Genomic DNA, 15,784 nt, shown 5'->3' on the forward strand with positions numbered 1-15,784 from the left:
GTGAATGTCGATCTGCACTGCCACAGCACGGCCTCCGACGGCGCCCTGGCGCCAGCGGTATTGGTTGCGCGTGCATTTGAAAAAGGCGTGCGAGTCTTGTCGCTGACTGATCACGATACCCTTGAGGGCCTGGCGGAGGCACGTATTGCCGCCGCCGAGTTGGGAATGCAACTGGTCAACGGCGTTGAGCTGTCCTGCACTTGGGGCGGCGCCACCATTCATGTCCTGGGCTACGGCTTCGACGTCAAGTCCCCGCCGCTGGTGGAGGCCATCGCCAAATTGCACGATGGCCGCTGGCTGCGGTCCGAAGAAATAAGTCGCAAGCTGGCCCTCAAGGGCATGCCCGACGCGCTTGCCGGCGCACGTGCCATCCAGCAGGAGCTGGGTGACAGCGGCAATGCCCCGGCCCGTCCGCATTTTGCAGACTGGATGGTGCGCGAAGGTTATGTGAAGGATCGGGCCGAGGCGTTCCGTAAATGGCTGGGGGCCGGCAAGTTGGGAGACGTCAAGCTGCATTGGCCGACCCTGGAGGACACCGTTGCTACCCTGCGGGCGTCTGGGGCCTGGGTCAGCCTGGCGCATCCCTGGCATTACGATTTCACCCGCAGCAAGCGCCGAAAACTGATTGGCGACTATATTGAAGCGGGTGGCCACGCCATCGAGGTGGTCAACGGGCATCAACCTGCCGAGCAGGTTGGCAGTCTGTCGATACTTGCCCGTGAATTTGGCCTGCTGGTGACTGCCGGCAGTGATTTTCATGGCCCGGGTGGCTGGTCCGAGATTGGCGAATATCGTCCGGTCCCGGACGATTTGCCGCTCTTGTCGGGGCGATTCAAGCATGACCCCATTACTCCCAGCGTTTGAACAGGTAGAGAACGTGAGTCAATTTTTCCAGATTCATCCGGAAAACCCACAAGCGCGCCTGATCAAACAGGCGGTTGAGATTATTCGCGCCGGCGGCGTGGTGATCTATCCAACAGACTCCTCCTACGCAATCGGTTGCCAGATTGGCGACAAGAATGCAGTGGAGCGAGTACGACGCTTGCGGGACCTGGACAAGAATCACAACTTTGCACTGATTTGCAGCGATCTGTCGCAGTTGGGCTTGTTCGCCAAGGTCGACACCGGTACTTTCCGCCTGCTCAAGGCGCACACGCCGGGGCCTTACACCTTTATCCTGAACGCCACCCGGGAAGTCCCGCGCCTGCTGCTGCACCCCAAGAAACGCACGATAGGCCTGCGCGTGCCGGAGCATCCGATTGCCCTGGCATTGCTGGCAGAGCTGGGTGAACCGCTGATGAGCGTATCGCTGATCATGCCTGGTGACGCCGAGCCACTTGAGGACCCCTACGAAATGCGCCAACTGCTGGAGAAGCAGGTGGACCTGATCATCGACGGCGGTTTCGGCGGCGGCAAGGCCTCCACCGTGATCAACCTGTCCGATGGCGAGCCCGAAGTGGTGCGTGTAGGTTGTGGCGATCCGGCTCCATTCATGGTCGAGGCTTGAATGTCGGTCGTTGAAACCGTCGACAGCCAGGCTGGTGCCCAGCAGGAACTGCCTTTTGCCATGGTCTACGGCCAGGCGGTCATGGAAATGCCGCTGGACCTGTACATTCCGCCGGATGCCCTGGAAGTGTTTCTTGAGGCGTTTGAAGGCCCGCTGGACTTGCTGCTGTATTTGATTCGCAAGCAGAACATCAACATCCTCGATATCCCGGTGGCGGAAATCACCCGCCAGTACATGGGCTATGTCGAGTTGATGCAGTCGGTGCGCCTGGAACTGGCCGCCGAATACCTGGTGATGGCCGCAATGCTTGCGGAGATCAAGTCGCGAATGCTGTTGCCGCGCTCGGAGACCGTGGAAGCGGAAGAAGACGATCCGCGAGCCGAACTGATCCGCCGCTTGCAGGAGTACGAGCGTTTCAAGGCCGCCGCCGAAGGTATTGACGGCTTGAGCCGGGTTGGTCGGGATGTGGTAGTGCCCAAGCTTGACGCACCTGAAGCGCGCGCACGTAAATTGCTGCCGGACGTGAGTCTGGAAGAATTGCTGATGTCCATGGCCGAGGTACTGCGCCGTGGAGATATGTTTGAAAGCCACCAGGTCAGCCGCGAAGCCTTATCCACTCGCGAGCGTATGAGCGACGTCCTGGAGCGCCTCAAGGGCGGCGGTTTTGTGCCGTTTGTCGAGCTGTTTACGGCCGAGGAAGGGCGCCTGGGGGTAGTGGTGACATTTATGGCAGTCCTCGAGTTGGTCAAGGAATCCTTGGTCGAGCTGGTGCAGAATGAGCCTTTCGCAGCTATCCACGTGCGGGCGCGAGCCGAATAAAGAGCTGAATCGATGAATCTGACTGAACCCCGCGAACTGGCTCCGTTGCTGGAAGCCTTCCTGTTGGCCTCGGGCAAACCGCAATCACTGGAGCGCCTGTTCGAACTGTTCGAGGAGGCCGAGCGTCCGGAACCACCGGTGTTCAAGAAGGCGCTGGAGATCCTGCGCAAGTCCTGCGATGGTCGTGCGTTTGAGTTGAGGGAAGTCGCCTCGGGCTACCGCCTGCAAATTCGCGAGAAATTTTCGCCTTGGGTTGGGCGCTTGTGGGAAGAGCGCCCGCAACGCTATTCGCGGGCGATGCTCGAGACCATGGCGTTGATTGCCTACCGCCAACCCATCACCCGTGGCGAGATCGAAGATGTGCGGGGCGTGGCAGTCAACAGTCATATCGTCAAGACGCTGCTTGAGCGTGAGTGGATCCGCATCGTCGGTTACCGCGATGTGCCCGGTAAACCGGCAATGTTTGCTACCACCAAAGTGTTTCTAGACCACTTCAACCTGAAAAACCTCGACGATCTGCCACCCTTGGCCGAACTGCGTGAGATCGAGGCCGAACCGGTCCTGGATTTCGACGATGCGCCGGTGCCGGCCGGGCTGCAGGAACTGGCTGATGCCAGCGCCGAGCCGGAAGAACCCAAGGATGAAACCAGCTTCCACACGTTATTGCTGGAGCTCGATGATATGGAGGAGGGGCTCAAGACTGATTTTGATGACCTGTTGCGAGATGGTGCGGCCGAGCCTGAAACGCAGATGAACGTTGAAGCGCTGCCAACCATCTCAGAGCCTGAACCCGAGGAAGATATCCTCGGCGCTGCCCAGGCCCGCGAAAAACTGCTGGCCGCCGTCGCCGCCCTCGAACAGCCGCCGCTGAGCGACGAAGAAGATGAAGCCCGGGCGCTGGCTGAAGCGATCGAGGCCGAGCGGCGCCAGCAGGAAGACTAATGCCGGACCCCTGTGGGAGCGAGCAAGCCCACACATTTGATTGCCGTCGCCAGGGAGAATGCATATGAGTTCGACCAAAGACCCCTGCATCAGCATCTGCAAATTCAGCGACGACATCTGCGTCGGCTGCGGTCGCAGCAAGCGCGAGATTCGCGCCTGGAAGAAGCTCGACAAGACCGACAAGCGCGCGGTTCTCGCCGAGGCCCATCTGCGATTGATCGCCCTGGGCGCCACCGGTCGGCGGAAAAGCAAATGAGCGGGCACATATCGACTACTCTCTGATGCGCAAAGCGCGGCATGAGCGTATGATTCGCGACCCTTTGGCGATGCGTTCGCCCAAGACCCAGATTTGAATACTCTTCAGGCCACGCCTGAATCGACACACCGGGAGGTGCTTAAGATGATTGACCAAGACCAGAACGACAGCCAGGAAATCGGCCCCGCAGGCGAAAAGCTGCAGAAAGTCCTCGCCCGTATCGGCGTCGGCTCGCGCCGTGACGTAGAAGCCTGGATCACCCAGAAGCGCATCAAGGTCAATGGCGTCGAAGCCACCTTGGGCCAGCGCGTCGATCTGCATGATGCGATCACCATTGATGGCAAGGTCATCAAGCGTGAAGAGGCCGCCGAGTCGGTGCGCCGCGTCATCATGTACAACAAGCCCGACGGCGAGATCTGCACACGTGACGACCCGGAAGGCCGTCCGACCGTGTTCGACAAGATGCCTAAGCCCAAAGAAGGTCGCTGGATCAACATCGGCCGTCTCGATATCAACACCACCGGTTTGCTGATGTTCACCACTGACGGTGAACTGGCCAATCGTCTGATGCACCCGTCCTACGAAATGGATCGCGAATACGCCGTGCGTGTTCGTGGCGAAGTCGATGACGAGATGATCGAGCGCCTCAAGGCCGGTGTTGTACTGGAAGACGGCCCGGCTCGCTTTACCGACATCAAGCAGGCGCCAGGCGGCGAAGGCTTCAACCATTGGTACCACTGCGTGGTGATGGAAGGCCGTAACCGTGAAGTGCGTCGCTTGTGGGAGTCCCAGGGCCTGGTGGTCAGCCGCCTGAAGCGTGTGCGTTTTGGTCCGGTATTCCTCAACTCCGACCTGCCGATGGGCCGCTGGCGCGAAATGAGCCAGTACGAAGTCGACATTCTGAGTGCTGAAGTTGGCCTGACGCCTGTGGCCATGCCGCAGATGAATGCCAAGAGCAAAGACAAGCTGGAGCGCATGCAGCGTAAGTCGTCGCGCCCAGTGGCCCGTACTGAACGCGTGGCTCGCACTGTGCGTCCGGCGCTGGATGCGCCGGCTACTGGCGGGCGTATTTCCCGTCAGCCGCATATTGAAGGCGAGCGTCGTCCATCGGCACCTGCACGCCAGGACGGCGAACGTGCTCCACGCACGCCGCGCCCTGCGGCTCGTGGTGAGGCGCCAAGCGGTGGTCGCAGTAACCGTGGTGAGTCAGGCCGTGGTGCACCGGCGACGGATCGTCCGGCCGACAGCGCCAACACCAAGCGCCCAGCCAAGCCTGCGCCGAAAAAGCGCCCAGGCCTGAAACTGGTAGCAGACGAGCCGTCGGGCAAGCGCCGTGGCGCACCGGCCGGTTCCGGTCAGCGTCCTGGTTTTGGTCGCAAGAAGCCGCAGTGATGTTTTAAGCGCGGCACAAAAACGCCAACCCTCGGGTTGGCGTTTTTTTATGCCTTGGAATAAGGTCAAAAATGTGGGAGCGTGCAATCCCGCTCCCATATTTGGTCTCCATTGGTCTTGAAATCAGTGTCTAGAACACAAACGCCCCATCAAATACCGGTTTGTCATCCAGCGCCAATACACCACTGGCAAAGATCAAATCCAGGTGATGACTGCCTTTCTGCCCGCCGCCCAAACCCAGGTGCAAACCACAGTGGCGCTCTTCAAACCCGGCATTGCGCGCATACAGGTCCTTGACCCCTTCATTGGTGCCAATCCCCAACTCCTCCACACGACGGTTGGACGGGTTGGCGTTCAGGTATTTGTTGAAGTCATCCGCCAACCCCGGTACTTCACTGGACACACTGCAAATCGTTGAGTTCTCGATCCACAGTTCCAGCGGTGATTGCAGCACGCCGTATTTGCGCGCAAAGGGAATGGTGCTGAGAAAAGTACCGACAAACCTGACCTGACCGTTGATGGCTTCGCTATGGGTGGCAATTTCGCCGGGCGCCAGGTCGTGGTTGCCGATGCCGTTGATATTGGTCCACTTCTTGATGCTGCTCATCGGCGCTTCCAGGCACGAGCCGTGCTGATCGGTAAAGCTTAGCCGCGTGGCTTGGGACATACGGCGGATCAGCGTGGCGTTCAGGTCGGCAATCCGCTGGGGCTCGACGCTGAAAGTGTCGTAGAAGTAATCGCCGTAATCCTTGAGCAGCAGGGATTTCTTCCAGTGCTCGGCCATCACCCCTTGTAAGGCGCGGATAAAATCCGGCCCTTCGGCACGTGGGTTGGGCAAGGTCGAGGCGTCATACATAAACAGGTACAGGTCGCAGTCTTCAATGGCCTGGACCAGGCTTGGGCTGGAGGCCAGGTCCAGACGCTTCACCTGGAAATTGAAGCGGGCTGCGCTACCGTGGGTGATCGCCTGGGCGATGGCGTCGTAGCGTTCGGTATGGCCCAGCAGCACTGAGGGGCGGCTCAGGCCGCTGAGAGCCGGGTGATGGGCGAGGTAGTAGAGAAAATGTTCGACGGCGCGGGCCTTGTCCATGACGTGTGTCCTTTTGTGCCTGGGTAAGGAGGCAGATGCAGTGCACTGCACCTGCCGAATTCCTGCCGGTTTTTTAGAAAGGCCACATCGCGGTGCCGAAAGGTACGACGGCATCGGCTTGCATCATTTCAACGGCGGCCTCATGGGTCGGCGCTTCAAACCAATCGTCGAGTTGCAGTTCGGTTTCCAGGTCGTTTTCCAGTGCTTGCATGGTGAATCTCCTAGAGGACGTTGTTTGAGAGAAACCTTGCTGGCGGCTTCGCCAGGCAAGTGGAAAGAACCTAGGTGAGAGTGTTTCCAAATGCAAAAAATTTATTGACATGGTTTCATTTGGATTTTTTGTTCTGTTCTTTTGCCGATATTTTTTATCAAGGGAAAACAGTCAACTGTCGGGGTTTATCACTAGGCAAAGACCTACTGTCAATTTCTCGTTATCTGAAGTCTTTGGCTCAGGTGTCAGGGATATATGCCGCGCTGTAACGTAAAGTTGACGAATCTCACCCGTGATCAAAGGGTCAACGTCAACCTGTTGTTGCTGTAAGAAAAACCTGACATCAGACGGACGATCCGGTAGAGGCTCGGCCCGAACCGGTCGAGCGGTGTACAATGCGCCGCGTTTTACTGTGACCCCCTTGCGTATCTACGCAAAAGGCCAACCTTCAAGGCTATCCGCCTTGTTAACTCCGCCTGGCCATAAGCCGGACGGGTTCGATTTCGTCACAGATAAAAACAAACAGGTGACGCATGACCGTTAGAGAAACGCTGGACTCCTGGTGCCTGCGCTGGGGTTTGATCGGCGCTGCTTGAGTCGACTGTCAAAGCAGCAACGTGCAATGAACATCATCAAACCTTGCGTGAGACCCTTTTCATGAGTGGACCCAACTCGCATTCAGGCGAACTGAAGCGCGGCCTTAAGAATCGTCATATCCAATTGATCGCCCTCGGTGGCGCGATCGGTACCGGCCTGTTCCTGGGCTCGGCGGGGGTGCTGAAGTCAGCCGGCCCGTCGATGATCCTGGGGTATGCCATTTGCGGCTTCATCGCCTTCATGATCATGCGCCAGTTGGGCGAGATGATCGTCGAAGAGCCGGTGGCTGGTTCGTTCAGCCACTTTGCCCACAAATACTGGGGCGGTTTCGCTGGCTTTTTGTCAGGCTGGAACTGCTGGATCCTGTACATCCTAGTGGGTATGTCAGAGCTGACGGCCGTCGGCAAGTATGTGCATTACTGGTGGCCGGAGATTCCGACCTGGGTCTCGGCCGCAGCGTTTTTCGTGCTGATCAATGTGATCAACCTGGCCAACGTCAAGGTGTTCGGCGAAGCTGAATTCTGGTTCGCGATCATCAAGGTCGTGGCCATCGTCGGCATGATCGCCCTGGGCAGCTACCTGTTGGTCAGCGGCACCGGCGGGCCCCAGGCTTCGGTGAGCAACCTGTGGGAGCACGGCGGGTTCTTCCCCCATGGCGTCGGCGGTTTGGTGATGGCCATGGCATTCATCATGTTCTCCTTTGGAGGCCTGGAAATGCTCGGCTTTACGGCCGCAGAAGCCGACAAGCCACGCACCGTTATCCCCAAGGCCATCAACCAGGTGATCTACCGCATTCTGATTTTCTACATCGGCGCCCTGGTGGTGTTGTTGTCGCTGATCCCCTGGGACAGCCTGCTGGTAACCTTGAACGCCTCCGGCGACGCCTACAGCGGCAGCCCGTTTGTCCAGGTGTTCTCGATGCTGGGCAGCAACACCGCCGCGCACATCCTCAACTTCGTGGTCCTGACCGCCGCGCTGTCGGTGTACAACAGCGGCACGTATTGCAACAGCCGCATGTTGCTGGGCATGGCCGAGCAGGGTGATGCGCCGGCGGCGTTGGCGAAGATCGACAAGCGCGGCGTGCCGGTGCGCTCGATCATGGCATCAGCGGCGGTCACGTTGGTGGCGGTGCTGTTGAACTACCTGATCCCGCAACACGCGTTGGAACTGCTGATGTCCCTGGTGGTGGCCACGTTGGTGATCAACTGGGCAATGATCAGCTTTTCTCACCTCAAGTTCCGCCAGCACATGAACCGCACCAGCCAGGTGCCGTTGTTCAAGGCGTTGTGGTACCCCTATGGCAACTACGTATGCCTGGCATTCGTGGTGTTTATCCTGGGTGTCATGCTGATGATTCCGGGGATCCGGATCTCGGTGTATGCGATCCCGGTGTGGGTGGTGTTCATGGGGGTGTGCTACTACTTCAAGAGCAAGCAAAAGTCTCGAGCCTATCTCTCTGTACAGAGTCAGGCGGTAAAGTAAGTCACTGCCAATAAAGAAAAAAACCCGGGCATGTCCCGGGTTTTTTTGGGGCCGACCAAAACTTCTGCGCCGCCCTGGCCTGTTGTTACAGCTTGTATTGTGAGTTGAGGAACCGCGTACCGACGTGAGCCACATAGGAGAACTGGCCTCGTGGGCCGGACTTTTCCTATTTGATAGTTCGGGAGTTGAGTTATGCGTGTTTCTGCTTGCGTGTCGAACCAGCCTGCTTTTTCTGCCGATATAGACCAGCTTTCACTCACTCATGCCCGCAAGCAGGATCAGGACGCCGAATCTGCGCAGGAAACACCCCATACCGGTGTGTCCATCGCCGGGAAAAACTACTCCGCTGCCGATGCAAACTCGTTGGTACAGGCATTCGTCAAACACACGCTGCAAAATTCGAACTATGAGAATAAAGAGAGCCTTGAGCGTCGGGCAAAGCATTTCTTCAAACACATAGAGTCCGAAATGGCGATTTGCCTGGGTGTTGAAAAAGATCTGCAACGTGACGACTCGAAGGTGTCACAGCTGTCTTCGCACATGGTTCATCTGGTTCGCGGGTTGTGGATGAATGCCCAGGTCGATCCGGCATTTCGCGAGCAATTGCATAAAGAGCTGTTGGCCCCAAGCAATGACCCAAACCGCGTTTTATTGGCGGGTGAGGGCAAAGGTGGATTGTATCTGGGGATGAAACAACTGCACGCCATGCTGGTCAAGGGCGAGCAAGGGCCACTGACCCGTGAGGATGCGCAGCAAGGGGCGGAAATGGCGTTTGGCATAAAAGCCATGGCCGAGGCGATGAAGGGCCAGGATGCGATGCTTGCCGACCTGGACACCTACACCGTCACGCACCGAGTTGGCTCCAACAGAGTCGTCGATGGTGTGAAGACCCATCATTTCACCAGTCCCCACGGTACGGACCTGCGTAACGATCTGGGCACTCGGATTCGCGATCAGTTAGGCGTGCCGGTCATGCTGGGAACATCGGGTGGCGCTTCGGATGTTGCGTCTACGCTTCGGCATGCCGCCGAATTGCAACAACAACCGATGTGGCCGAATGGAATGGAGGCAAAAGAAGGTCGGGCGGCAATGATGGGATTGGTATTTCACTTGATGCGCCAACAGGTCACAGACAATGCCCAGTCGTTCTACGACAAGATGAGGGGAGAATTACACGGTCTGTCCGCGAAGAAAGTCGAGCCTGTGATGATCTTTTCCCACTCCTTTCCTGAAGTCGTGACGGGGGTCGAGATGACACTGAACGATGAAAAACCCACGGATCGCAACGCCATGATCCGTTCGACCCGGCTGGCGCAAGTGATGCTGGAGACGGCCTTCAAGCAAGAGCGCCTGTCAGACGTGGATAAGCAGCGCTAACCGCAAGCCCATACATGGCAGGGGTTCATTCGCGTATCCTGATTGACCCTATCGAATCGCGGACCTGCTTTCCATGCTGGTGATTTCCAACAACGTGCATCTGCCCGACGCCGAGATCGAGTTGACGGCCATTCGCGCCCAGGGCGCCGGCGGCCAGAACGTCAACAAGGTTTCCAGCGCGGTGCACCTGCGGTTCGACATCCCGGCGTCATCTCTGCCACCGTTCTACAAGGAGCGATTGCTGGCGCTGCGCGACAGTCGTATCACCAGCGAAGGGGTGCTGGTGCTCAAGGCCCAGCAATACCGGACCCAGGAGCAGAACCGCGCCGATGCCCTGGAGCGCTTGGTGGAGTTGATTCTCAGCGCGACCAAGGTGGAGAAAAAACGTCGTCCCACCAAACCGACCCTGGGGTCGAAAAAGCGGCGCCTGGAATCCAAGACCAAGCGCGGCAGCATCAAGGCCGGGCGTGGCAAGGTGGACTTCTAGCCGGTGTCGCGTTCTTTGCGGTACTTGGGCGCCTGTCGGTATAGATACACGCTCAGCAATAGCCCACCGAAGGCGGCCAGAGCGGCGAACAAGAAGATCGAAGCAAAGCCAAAGCCTGCCGCAACTGCGCCGGCCAACGGTCCGGTGATGCCCAACGACAGGTCGATAAACAGCGAATAGGCCCCCACCGCCGCACCACGGCTGGAAGCCGGTACCAGGTTGACCGCTTCCACGCCCAGTGCAGGAAACACCAGGGAAAAGCCGAACCCGCTCAAGGCTGCACCGGCCAGCGCCAATTCAGCGCTCGGCGCCAACCACAGTAACAACAGGCCCAGGGTCTCCACCGCCAGGCAGGCGATGGCCACGCGAAAGCCGCCAATCCGGTTGATCAGGCTGCCAAACAACAAACGCGCGCCGATAAAGCTGGCACCGAACAGGCTCAGGCACAGGACGGCGTTGTCCCAGTGCTGGGTGGCGTAGTACAGGGTGATGAAGGTGGCGATGGTGCCAAAACCAATGGAGCCCAACGCCAGTCCGCAGCCGTGGGGCAGGACACGGCCCAGCACATGCATGAACGGCAAGCGTTCGCCCGAGACCAACGGCGCCGCAAGCTTCGGCCACGCTAGCAGCAAGCCCAGCAGCGCCAGCAAGATAATGCTCACGCCCATGCTCCACAGCCCCAGTTGGCTGACCAGCAGCACCCCCAACGGTGCGCCAATGGCCAGGGCGCCGTAGCTGGCGATGCCATTCCAGGAAATGACTTTGGCGGTGTTAGCTGCACCGACCCGACCGATGCCCCAGCCAATCGACCCCGAACCCACCAGGCTTTCGGCGCTGCCCAGCACTAGACGGCCAATCAACAGGCTGGCCAGGCTCAGTGCGGGCAGGCTCGTCAACCAGGCCGAAAGCAGCATGAACACGCCGCTCAAGCCGCAGCCGGCCAAGCCATACATCACTGCGCGCTTGCTGCCACGGTTATCGATGATCCGGCCGGCGTAAGGTCGGCTCAGCAGCGTGGCCAGGTATTGCACGCTGATCACCAGGCCGGCCACCACTGCGCCAAACCCAAGGTCGCTGTGGACGTAGCCTGGCAGTACGGCCAGGGGAATGCCGATATTCAAGTAACCGATAAAGGTGAATAAAACGATGGAAATGACTTGTAGTGTGACCGCCATGGGGCGCTGGGTTTCTGGCATGGTGAAAGGTCCACTGTCGCGGCAGAAAAAGATAGGCTGCTTATGATACCGGCGCTTTGGACTGTGCCGCGCGGTAAAACACAAAACTCTGGATCAGCGGTGACGGGATCAAGTGCTGGTGCAGCAGAGGGGCGATTGCGCCGGCGTCCAGGTCAGGACGGCTGTCAGCTATCGCTGGGGTTGAGCAGGCGGGTAGTGACCAGGGCGGCCAGGGCATTTTCCTGGGTACCGAAGCGTTTAAGCAGCAACGCTTGTTTTTCGGGGCTGAGGCGACTCCACACATCGACCATTTGCATGGCTGCGCCGAGCAAGGCGTCGTCAGGGTTGGTTTGTGGGTTGTCGGTCATGTTGCGAGTCTCTGCTGCGAGTGTTTCAGGCGGTGTGGAAAACGCGCAATGTCACGCTTTCCACACGGTCTGGGTCATGCGGTCAGTCTTGGCTTTCGCTGTCGACGGGTGCTGCTTCTTGTGGCATTGGCTTGTCGCCGTTCGCCTGTTGCGGGGTTGGCTGCTCGGTCTCGTGCAGGCTTGGGAAGGGGAGATTAGGGATCTCGTGCATCGTCGTCGCTCCTCGCAAGGTCTGGTGATGAATTGCAGGTATTCCACGCTTTTAACAAAGCCCGGGCAGCATACAGCACTGTAAATGACAAAAAGACTTTTTATCGCCCACTGGATCAACCTTCATCGATGAGGCGCAAGGGGCATAACGTCACACGACGGTCTGCCGGCTCACTGATGGCGTGACGGGCTTAAAACTGTACTTTGCCCAGGATCATGTCGCGGTACATGACGAAGTCGCCCAGCAGGCTGTAGAACGGATGCTGAAAGGTCGCCGGACGGTTCTTTTCAAAAAAGAAGTGGCCTGCCCACGCAAAACTGTAGCCAGCCAGCGGCAGTGCCAGTAGCAACCACCAGGCACCTTTGCCGACGGCGAAGGCAAAAATGAAAATCACCAGACTGGTGCCGATAAAGTGCAGGCGTCGGCAAGTGCTGTTGCCGTGTTCACTCAGGTAATACGGATAGAACTCAGCGAAGCTTTTGAACTTTCTGACATTTTCCATAGCGGATTGCCCTCTGCTTGTTGTTCCACCCAATCGATATTCGGTGGGGAGCTTATCTGAGTCTAGAGTCATCCTCGGTAACGGCCAGTGACAATAGATGCCAGTTTAGTACCCTTGGGTTCCTGGCTGCCGTTTAAGCCTTTCATTGAAAACGCCGAGACCTCTCTGGCCAGCGCATTGGTACTGGTTGACCGGTCGTGTTTTGCAGCCGTGCAATGTCTGACGCAGGGTGATCAGCCGGTGGATCTGAAGCCCTGCGGGCATGCCTTCCATGCGCTGTGGCTCAGTGCCGCCAGAATGCCGGGATACACAACACAAACACGGTAATGATCTCCAGTCGCCCCAGCAGCATGCCCAGGGACAGAATCCACTTGGCTGCGTCCGGCAAAGTGGCAAAGTTGCCGGCCGGGCCGATGGTCTCGCCCAACCCCGGGCCCACACCGGAGACAGTGCTGGCTGCGCCGGTCAGGGCGGTCATCCAGTCCACGCCCAATAGCGAAAGGGCCAGGGCGATCACGCAGATGGTGATGGCAAAGAAGAACGAGAAGGTCAGGATCGAACGGACGATTTCTTCATCCAGGCGATGGCCATTATATTTCTGCTTGATCACGGCCCGAGGGTGAATCAGTTGATTCAAGTTGGCCTTGAGCAGGATATAGGCAACCTGGAAGCGAAAGATCTTGATCCCGCCTGCTGTAGACCCCGAGCAGCCGCCGACAAAACCCAGGTAGAAAAACAACATTAGTGAGAAGTTGCCCCACAGGCTGTAGTCCCCAAGCGCGAAGCCGGTGGTGGTCACGATGGACGTGACGTTCAGCGCTACGTGGCGCAAGGCTTCCAGCCAATGCAGGTCTGTAGTCCACCAGTACCAACTGCCAAGCACCAGCCAGGTTACAAGCAGCATGGCGAGCAAGCCTTGTACTTGCTGGTCCTTGATCAGCGCCTTGCGATTGCCGCGCAAGGTGGCGACATACAGGGCGAATGGCAAGCTGCCCAGAATCATCACCACCACGGCCACCCAATGCACTGCAGGCTGTTGCCAGTGGGCCAGGGATTGGTCCGAGGTGGAGAAACCACCGGTGGAAATTGCCGACATTGCATGGTTGATCGCATCGAACAGGCCCATGCCGGCCCACCAGAAGGCCAGGCTGCCCAAGATGGTAATCCCGACATACGACGCGACAATCAGCCGCGCCACCATATGGGAGCGAGGCATGACCTTTTCCGAGCGGTCCGAGGATTCGGTCTGGAACAAGCGCATACCGCCGATCCGCAGCAGCGGCAGGATCGCTACCGCCATGGCGATAAAGCCGATGCCGCCGAGCCAGTGCAGCAGCGAACGCCATATGAGGATGCCCGGTGACATGGTGTCCAGGCCGCTGAGCACTGTGGCACCGGTGGCTGTGATGCCGGACATGCTTTCGAAGAAGGAGTCGGTGTAGCTGATGTGCTGAGTCAGCAGGAACGGCAGCGCGGCGAAGATGCAGACCACCACCCAACTGCTGACAGTCAGCAGGTACATATCCCTGGGGCGTAGATTGACATGCTCCGGCCGGCCGGGGATCACCAGGGCCAGGCCTGCGATAAACGTGATCATGCTGGCCCAAAGAAAGGACGGCAGATCGCTGGTGCGTTCGAAAAACACCAGGGTCGCCATCGGCACCACCATGGCGATCGCGAGGGTGATCAGGAAGATGCCGATGATGAAACCAATGATCCGCAAGGTCGGCAGCGCCATGAATTCCGCTCGGGTAACAGGAAGAGGCGCCATTCTACCTGCGACGCAGGGCTTGTAAACCGGGGGCTGCAAAGGCTCTACGGCTGAAATGCAAAGCGGGCTTGTGTGGGTGCGGGCTTGGTGGTGTCTGTACAGGTACAAAAAAGGCGACCAGAAGGCCGCCTCATTCCAACCGCGTGGATCAGAACTCGTGTTCAGCGTTATCCGGGTTCAGGTCGCCCATACCCAGCTTGCCGGCAGCCTGCTCGATCGCGCCGGTCTGCTTGACCAGCGAGGCAATGGCGTCGCGCACTATCTGGTTGCCTGCTTCGTTACCGGCAGCAATCAACTGGTCGTAGTGCTCACCCTTGTTGGCGTGGTCAACCATGACCTGGATCTTGGCTTCGGTAGCCGCCAGGTCAGCCTTGAGGGCTTCGTCGGCGGCCGGGTCGACCTTGGCCACCAGCGACGACAGGCTGGCGCCGGTCAGCTTGGTGCCATCAACGCGGGTGTATTCGCCCAGGTACACATTGCGAATGCCTTTGGCATCGTAGAAATGCGAGTTGTGGGTGTTGTCGCTGAAGCAGTCATGCTCGTCTTCTGGCGAGTTGGCTTCCAGGGACACTTTCATCCGCTCGCCTGCCAGTTCGCCCAGGGACAGGCTGCCCATGCCGAACAGCATCTTGCGCAGGCCGTCGGTCGCAGGTTCTGCTTGCAGGGTGGCGCGGTAATTGTCTTCGACGTCGGGCTTCCAGTTACCGACCATTTCTTCCAGGTCGCTGACCAGCAATTGGGTCACGGCGTTCAAGTAGGCGCGGCGGCGTTCGTTGTGGCCACCAGTTGCGCCTTCGCCTTGCAGGTAGTCCGAAGCCGGACGGTTACCGGCGCCAGGGCCGGTACCGTTCAGGTCCTGGCCCCAGAGTAAAAATTCGATGGCATGGTAGCCGGTGGCGACGTTGGCTTCGGAGCCTCCCAGCTCATTGAGGCTGGCGAGTTTTTCCGCAGTGATGTCCTTGACGTCGATCTTGTCTTCGCCGACCTGAATCTCGGTATTGGCGATGATGTTGGCGGTGGCGCCCGGGTTGCCCAGTGCATGGGCGTAGGATTTGTCGACGTAGTCGATCAGGCCTTCGTCCAGCGGCCAGGCATTCACTTGGCCTTCCCAATCATCAATGATGGTATTGCCGAAGCGAAACACTTCGCTCTGCAGGTAAGGTACACGCGCAGCGATCCAGGCGGTACGGGCAGCTTTCAAGGTCTCGTCATTGGGCGTGGCGAGGAATGCGTCGATAGCGCCCTGCAGGGTTTTCGCGGTGGACAGGGAGTCGCTGTAAACAGCAAATACCATGTCTGCATAATGCGCGACGACCGCCTTGGCGGCGGCCTCATCCACCTGGCCCGCGGTTGCGGCAGCTGCTGGAGCGGTAGTGCTGGCAGCTGGCGTAGGTGCCTGAGGAGCGGCAGCCTTGTCTTTGCCCTCGCCGCAACCGGCGAGAGAAATGGCGATGGCCAGCAGACTTGCGGTGGCCAGGGGCATACGAATCATGGCGAACATCCTGCTTCGGTAGATGACTGGGGCGCACTGGAGTGCGCAAAACTGCAACATAATGCGAAAGATTTGCATTTTCTGTAAAGGGTTAACGCAGCAAAA

17 protein-coding genes are annotated in these 15,784 nt (G+C 58.7%); 9 read left to right on the top strand and 8 right to left on the bottom strand.

Annotation, left to right across the window (positions count from 1 at the left end; translation table 11 throughout):
* The 6 genes from OQ460_RS06050 to rluB all read left to right on the top strand — a co-directional run bounded on the left by OQ460_RS06050 (window position 1) and on the right by rluB (window position 4,916).
* Window positions 1–864, top strand: a complete 864-nt coding sequence (locus tag OQ460_RS06050) for a PHP domain-containing protein (protein ID WP_410020962.1) — start codon at window positions 1–3, stop codon at window positions 862–864.
* Window positions 865–877: 13 nt separating this feature from the next.
* The gene (locus OQ460_RS06055; RefSeq protein ID WP_410021937.1) at window positions 878–1,507 is read left to right on the top strand and encodes an L-threonylcarbamoyladenylate synthase; all 630 of its coding nucleotides are present in this window, start codon (window positions 878–880) and stop codon (window positions 1,505–1,507) included.
* 120 nt (window positions 1,508–1,627) lie between these two features.
* Entirely contained in the window at window positions 1,628–2,326 is a 699-nt protein-coding gene (locus tag OQ460_RS06060; RefSeq protein ID WP_181883260.1) for a segregation and condensation protein A, read from the top strand.
* A gap of 12 nt (window positions 2,327–2,338) precedes the next feature.
* A complete protein-coding gene (scpB, locus tag OQ460_RS06065; protein WP_410020963.1) occupies window positions 2,339–3,268 on the top strand; it encodes an SMC-Scp complex subunit ScpB in 930 nt (309 codons plus the stop codon).
* A 64-nt stretch (window positions 3,269–3,332) separates the two neighbouring features.
* Window positions 3,333–3,524, top strand: coding sequence for a DUF1289 domain-containing protein (locus OQ460_RS06070; RefSeq protein WP_410020964.1), 192 nt, complete (start codon window positions 3,333–3,335; stop codon window positions 3,522–3,524).
* 144 nt (window positions 3,525–3,668) lie between these two features.
* The gene (gene rluB / locus OQ460_RS06075) at window positions 3,669–4,916 is read left to right on the top strand and encodes a 23S rRNA pseudouridine(2605) synthase RluB (RefSeq protein WP_410020965.1); all 1,248 of its coding nucleotides are present in this window, start codon (window positions 3,669–3,671) and stop codon (window positions 4,914–4,916) included.
* Between the two features lie 130 nt (window positions 4,917–5,046).
* Here rluB and OQ460_RS06080 read toward each other — a convergent pair whose 3' ends face one another.
* Window positions 5,047–6,006: a leucyl aminopeptidase gene (locus OQ460_RS06080; RefSeq protein ID WP_410020966.1), complete on the bottom strand. Its 960-nt coding sequence runs from the start codon at window positions 6,004–6,006 to the stop codon at window positions 5,047–5,049.
* Window positions 6,007–6,079: 73 nt separating this feature from the next.
* Complete coding sequence (locus tag OQ460_RS06085; protein ID WP_003175756.1) at window positions 6,080–6,217, bottom strand: hypothetical protein; 138 nt, start codon at window positions 6,215–6,217, stop codon at window positions 6,080–6,082.
* Between the two features lie 657 nt (window positions 6,218–6,874).
* Here OQ460_RS06085 and OQ460_RS06090 point away from each other — a divergent pair.
* From OQ460_RS06090 to arfB, 3 genes are all read left to right on the top strand, one after another.
* On the top strand, window positions 6,875–8,296 hold the full coding sequence (locus OQ460_RS06090; RefSeq protein WP_410020967.1) for an amino acid permease: 1,422 nt from the start codon (window positions 6,875–6,877) through the stop codon (window positions 8,294–8,296).
* Between the two features lie 192 nt (window positions 8,297–8,488).
* Window positions 8,489–9,673, top strand: a complete 1,185-nt coding sequence (locus tag OQ460_RS06095; protein ID WP_410020968.1) for a hypothetical protein — start codon at window positions 8,489–8,491, stop codon at window positions 9,671–9,673.
* 73 nt (window positions 9,674–9,746) lie between these two features.
* Window positions 9,747–10,160 (top strand): alternative ribosome rescue aminoacyl-tRNA hydrolase ArfB, encoded by a 414-nt coding sequence (gene arfB / locus OQ460_RS06100; RefSeq protein ID WP_339530897.1) that lies wholly within the window; start codon window positions 9,747–9,749, stop codon window positions 10,158–10,160.
* Here the strand turns inward: arfB and OQ460_RS06105 are convergent.
* From OQ460_RS06105 to OQ460_RS06130, 6 genes are all read right to left on the bottom strand, one after another.
* Window positions 10,157–11,356, bottom strand: a complete 1,200-nt coding sequence (locus tag OQ460_RS06105; RefSeq protein ID WP_410020969.1) for an MFS transporter — start codon at window positions 11,354–11,356, stop codon at window positions 10,157–10,159. The genes arfB and OQ460_RS06105 overlap by 4 nt on opposite strands.
* Before the next feature lie 164 nt (window positions 11,357–11,520).
* Window positions 11,521–11,703: a hypothetical protein gene (locus OQ460_RS06110; protein WP_410020970.1), complete on the bottom strand. Its 183-nt coding sequence runs from the start codon at window positions 11,701–11,703 to the stop codon at window positions 11,521–11,523.
* 82 nt (window positions 11,704–11,785) lie between these two features.
* Window positions 11,786–11,914, bottom strand: a complete 129-nt coding sequence (locus tag OQ460_RS06115) for a hypothetical protein (protein ID WP_410020971.1) — start codon at window positions 11,912–11,914, stop codon at window positions 11,786–11,788.
* A gap of 190 nt (window positions 11,915–12,104) precedes the next feature.
* Complete coding sequence (locus OQ460_RS06120) at window positions 12,105–12,416, bottom strand: Mpo1-like protein (RefSeq protein ID WP_410020972.1); 312 nt, start codon at window positions 12,414–12,416, stop codon at window positions 12,105–12,107.
* Between the two features lie 283 nt (window positions 12,417–12,699).
* Window positions 12,700–14,154 (bottom strand): TrkH family potassium uptake protein, encoded by a 1,455-nt coding sequence (locus tag OQ460_RS06125; protein ID WP_410020973.1) that lies wholly within the window; start codon window positions 14,152–14,154, stop codon window positions 12,700–12,702.
* A 181-nt stretch (window positions 14,155–14,335) separates the two neighbouring features.
* Window positions 14,336–15,679 (bottom strand): imelysin family protein, encoded by a 1,344-nt coding sequence (locus OQ460_RS06130; RefSeq protein WP_410020974.1) that lies wholly within the window; start codon window positions 15,677–15,679, stop codon window positions 14,336–14,338.
* Window positions 15,680–15,784: the final 105 nt, after the last annotated feature.

The organism is Pseudomonas imrae (assembly GCF_046352735.2).
Classification (GTDB): Bacteria; Pseudomonadota; Gammaproteobacteria; order Pseudomonadales; family Pseudomonadaceae; genus Aquipseudomonas; species Aquipseudomonas imrae.

Excerpts from the sequence above, each read along its gene's own strand:
- scpB (WP_410020963.1), top strand. The coding sequence starts at position 2,339 with ATGAATCTGACTGAACCCCGCGAACTGGCTCCGTTGCTGGAAGCCTTC.
- OQ460_RS06070 (WP_410020964.1), top strand. The coding sequence starts at position 3,333 with ATGAGTTCGACCAAAGACCCCTGCATCAGCATCTGCAAATTCAGCGAC.
- rluB (WP_410020965.1), top strand. The coding sequence starts at position 3,669 with ATGATTGACCAAGACCAGAACGACAGCCAGGAAATCGGCCCCGCAGGC.
- OQ460_RS06080 (WP_410020966.1), bottom strand. The coding sequence starts at position 6,006 with ATGGACAAGGCCCGCGCCGTCGAACATTTTCTCTACTACCTCGCCCAT.
- OQ460_RS06085 (WP_003175756.1), bottom strand. The coding sequence starts at position 6,217 with ATGCAAGCACTGGAAAACGACCTGGAAACCGAACTGCAACTCGACGAT.
- OQ460_RS06090 (WP_410020967.1), top strand. The coding sequence starts at position 6,875 with ATGAGTGGACCCAACTCGCATTCAGGCGAACTGAAGCGCGGCCTTAAG.
- OQ460_RS06095 (WP_410020968.1), top strand. The coding sequence starts at position 8,489 with ATGCGTGTTTCTGCTTGCGTGTCGAACCAGCCTGCTTTTTCTGCCGAT.
- arfB (WP_339530897.1), top strand. The coding sequence starts at position 9,747 with ATGCTGGTGATTTCCAACAACGTGCATCTGCCCGACGCCGAGATCGAG.
- OQ460_RS06105 (WP_410020969.1), bottom strand. The coding sequence starts at position 11,356 with ATGCCAGAAACCCAGCGCCCCATGGCGGTCACACTACAAGTCATTTCC.
- OQ460_RS06110 (WP_410020970.1), bottom strand. The coding sequence starts at position 11,703 with ATGACCGACAACCCACAAACCAACCCTGACGACGCCTTGCTCGGCGCA.
- OQ460_RS06115 (WP_410020971.1), bottom strand. The coding sequence starts at position 11,914 with ATGCACGAGATCCCTAATCTCCCCTTCCCAAGCCTGCACGAGACCGAG.
- OQ460_RS06120 (WP_410020972.1), bottom strand. The coding sequence starts at position 12,416 with ATGGAAAATGTCAGAAAGTTCAAAAGCTTCGCTGAGTTCTATCCGTAT.
- OQ460_RS06125 (WP_410020973.1), bottom strand. The coding sequence starts at position 14,154 with ATGGCGCTGCCGACCTTGCGGATCATTGGTTTCATCATCGGCATCTTC.
- OQ460_RS06130 (WP_410020974.1), bottom strand. The coding sequence starts at position 15,679 with ATGATTCGTATGCCCCTGGCCACCGCAAGTCTGCTGGCCATCGCCATT.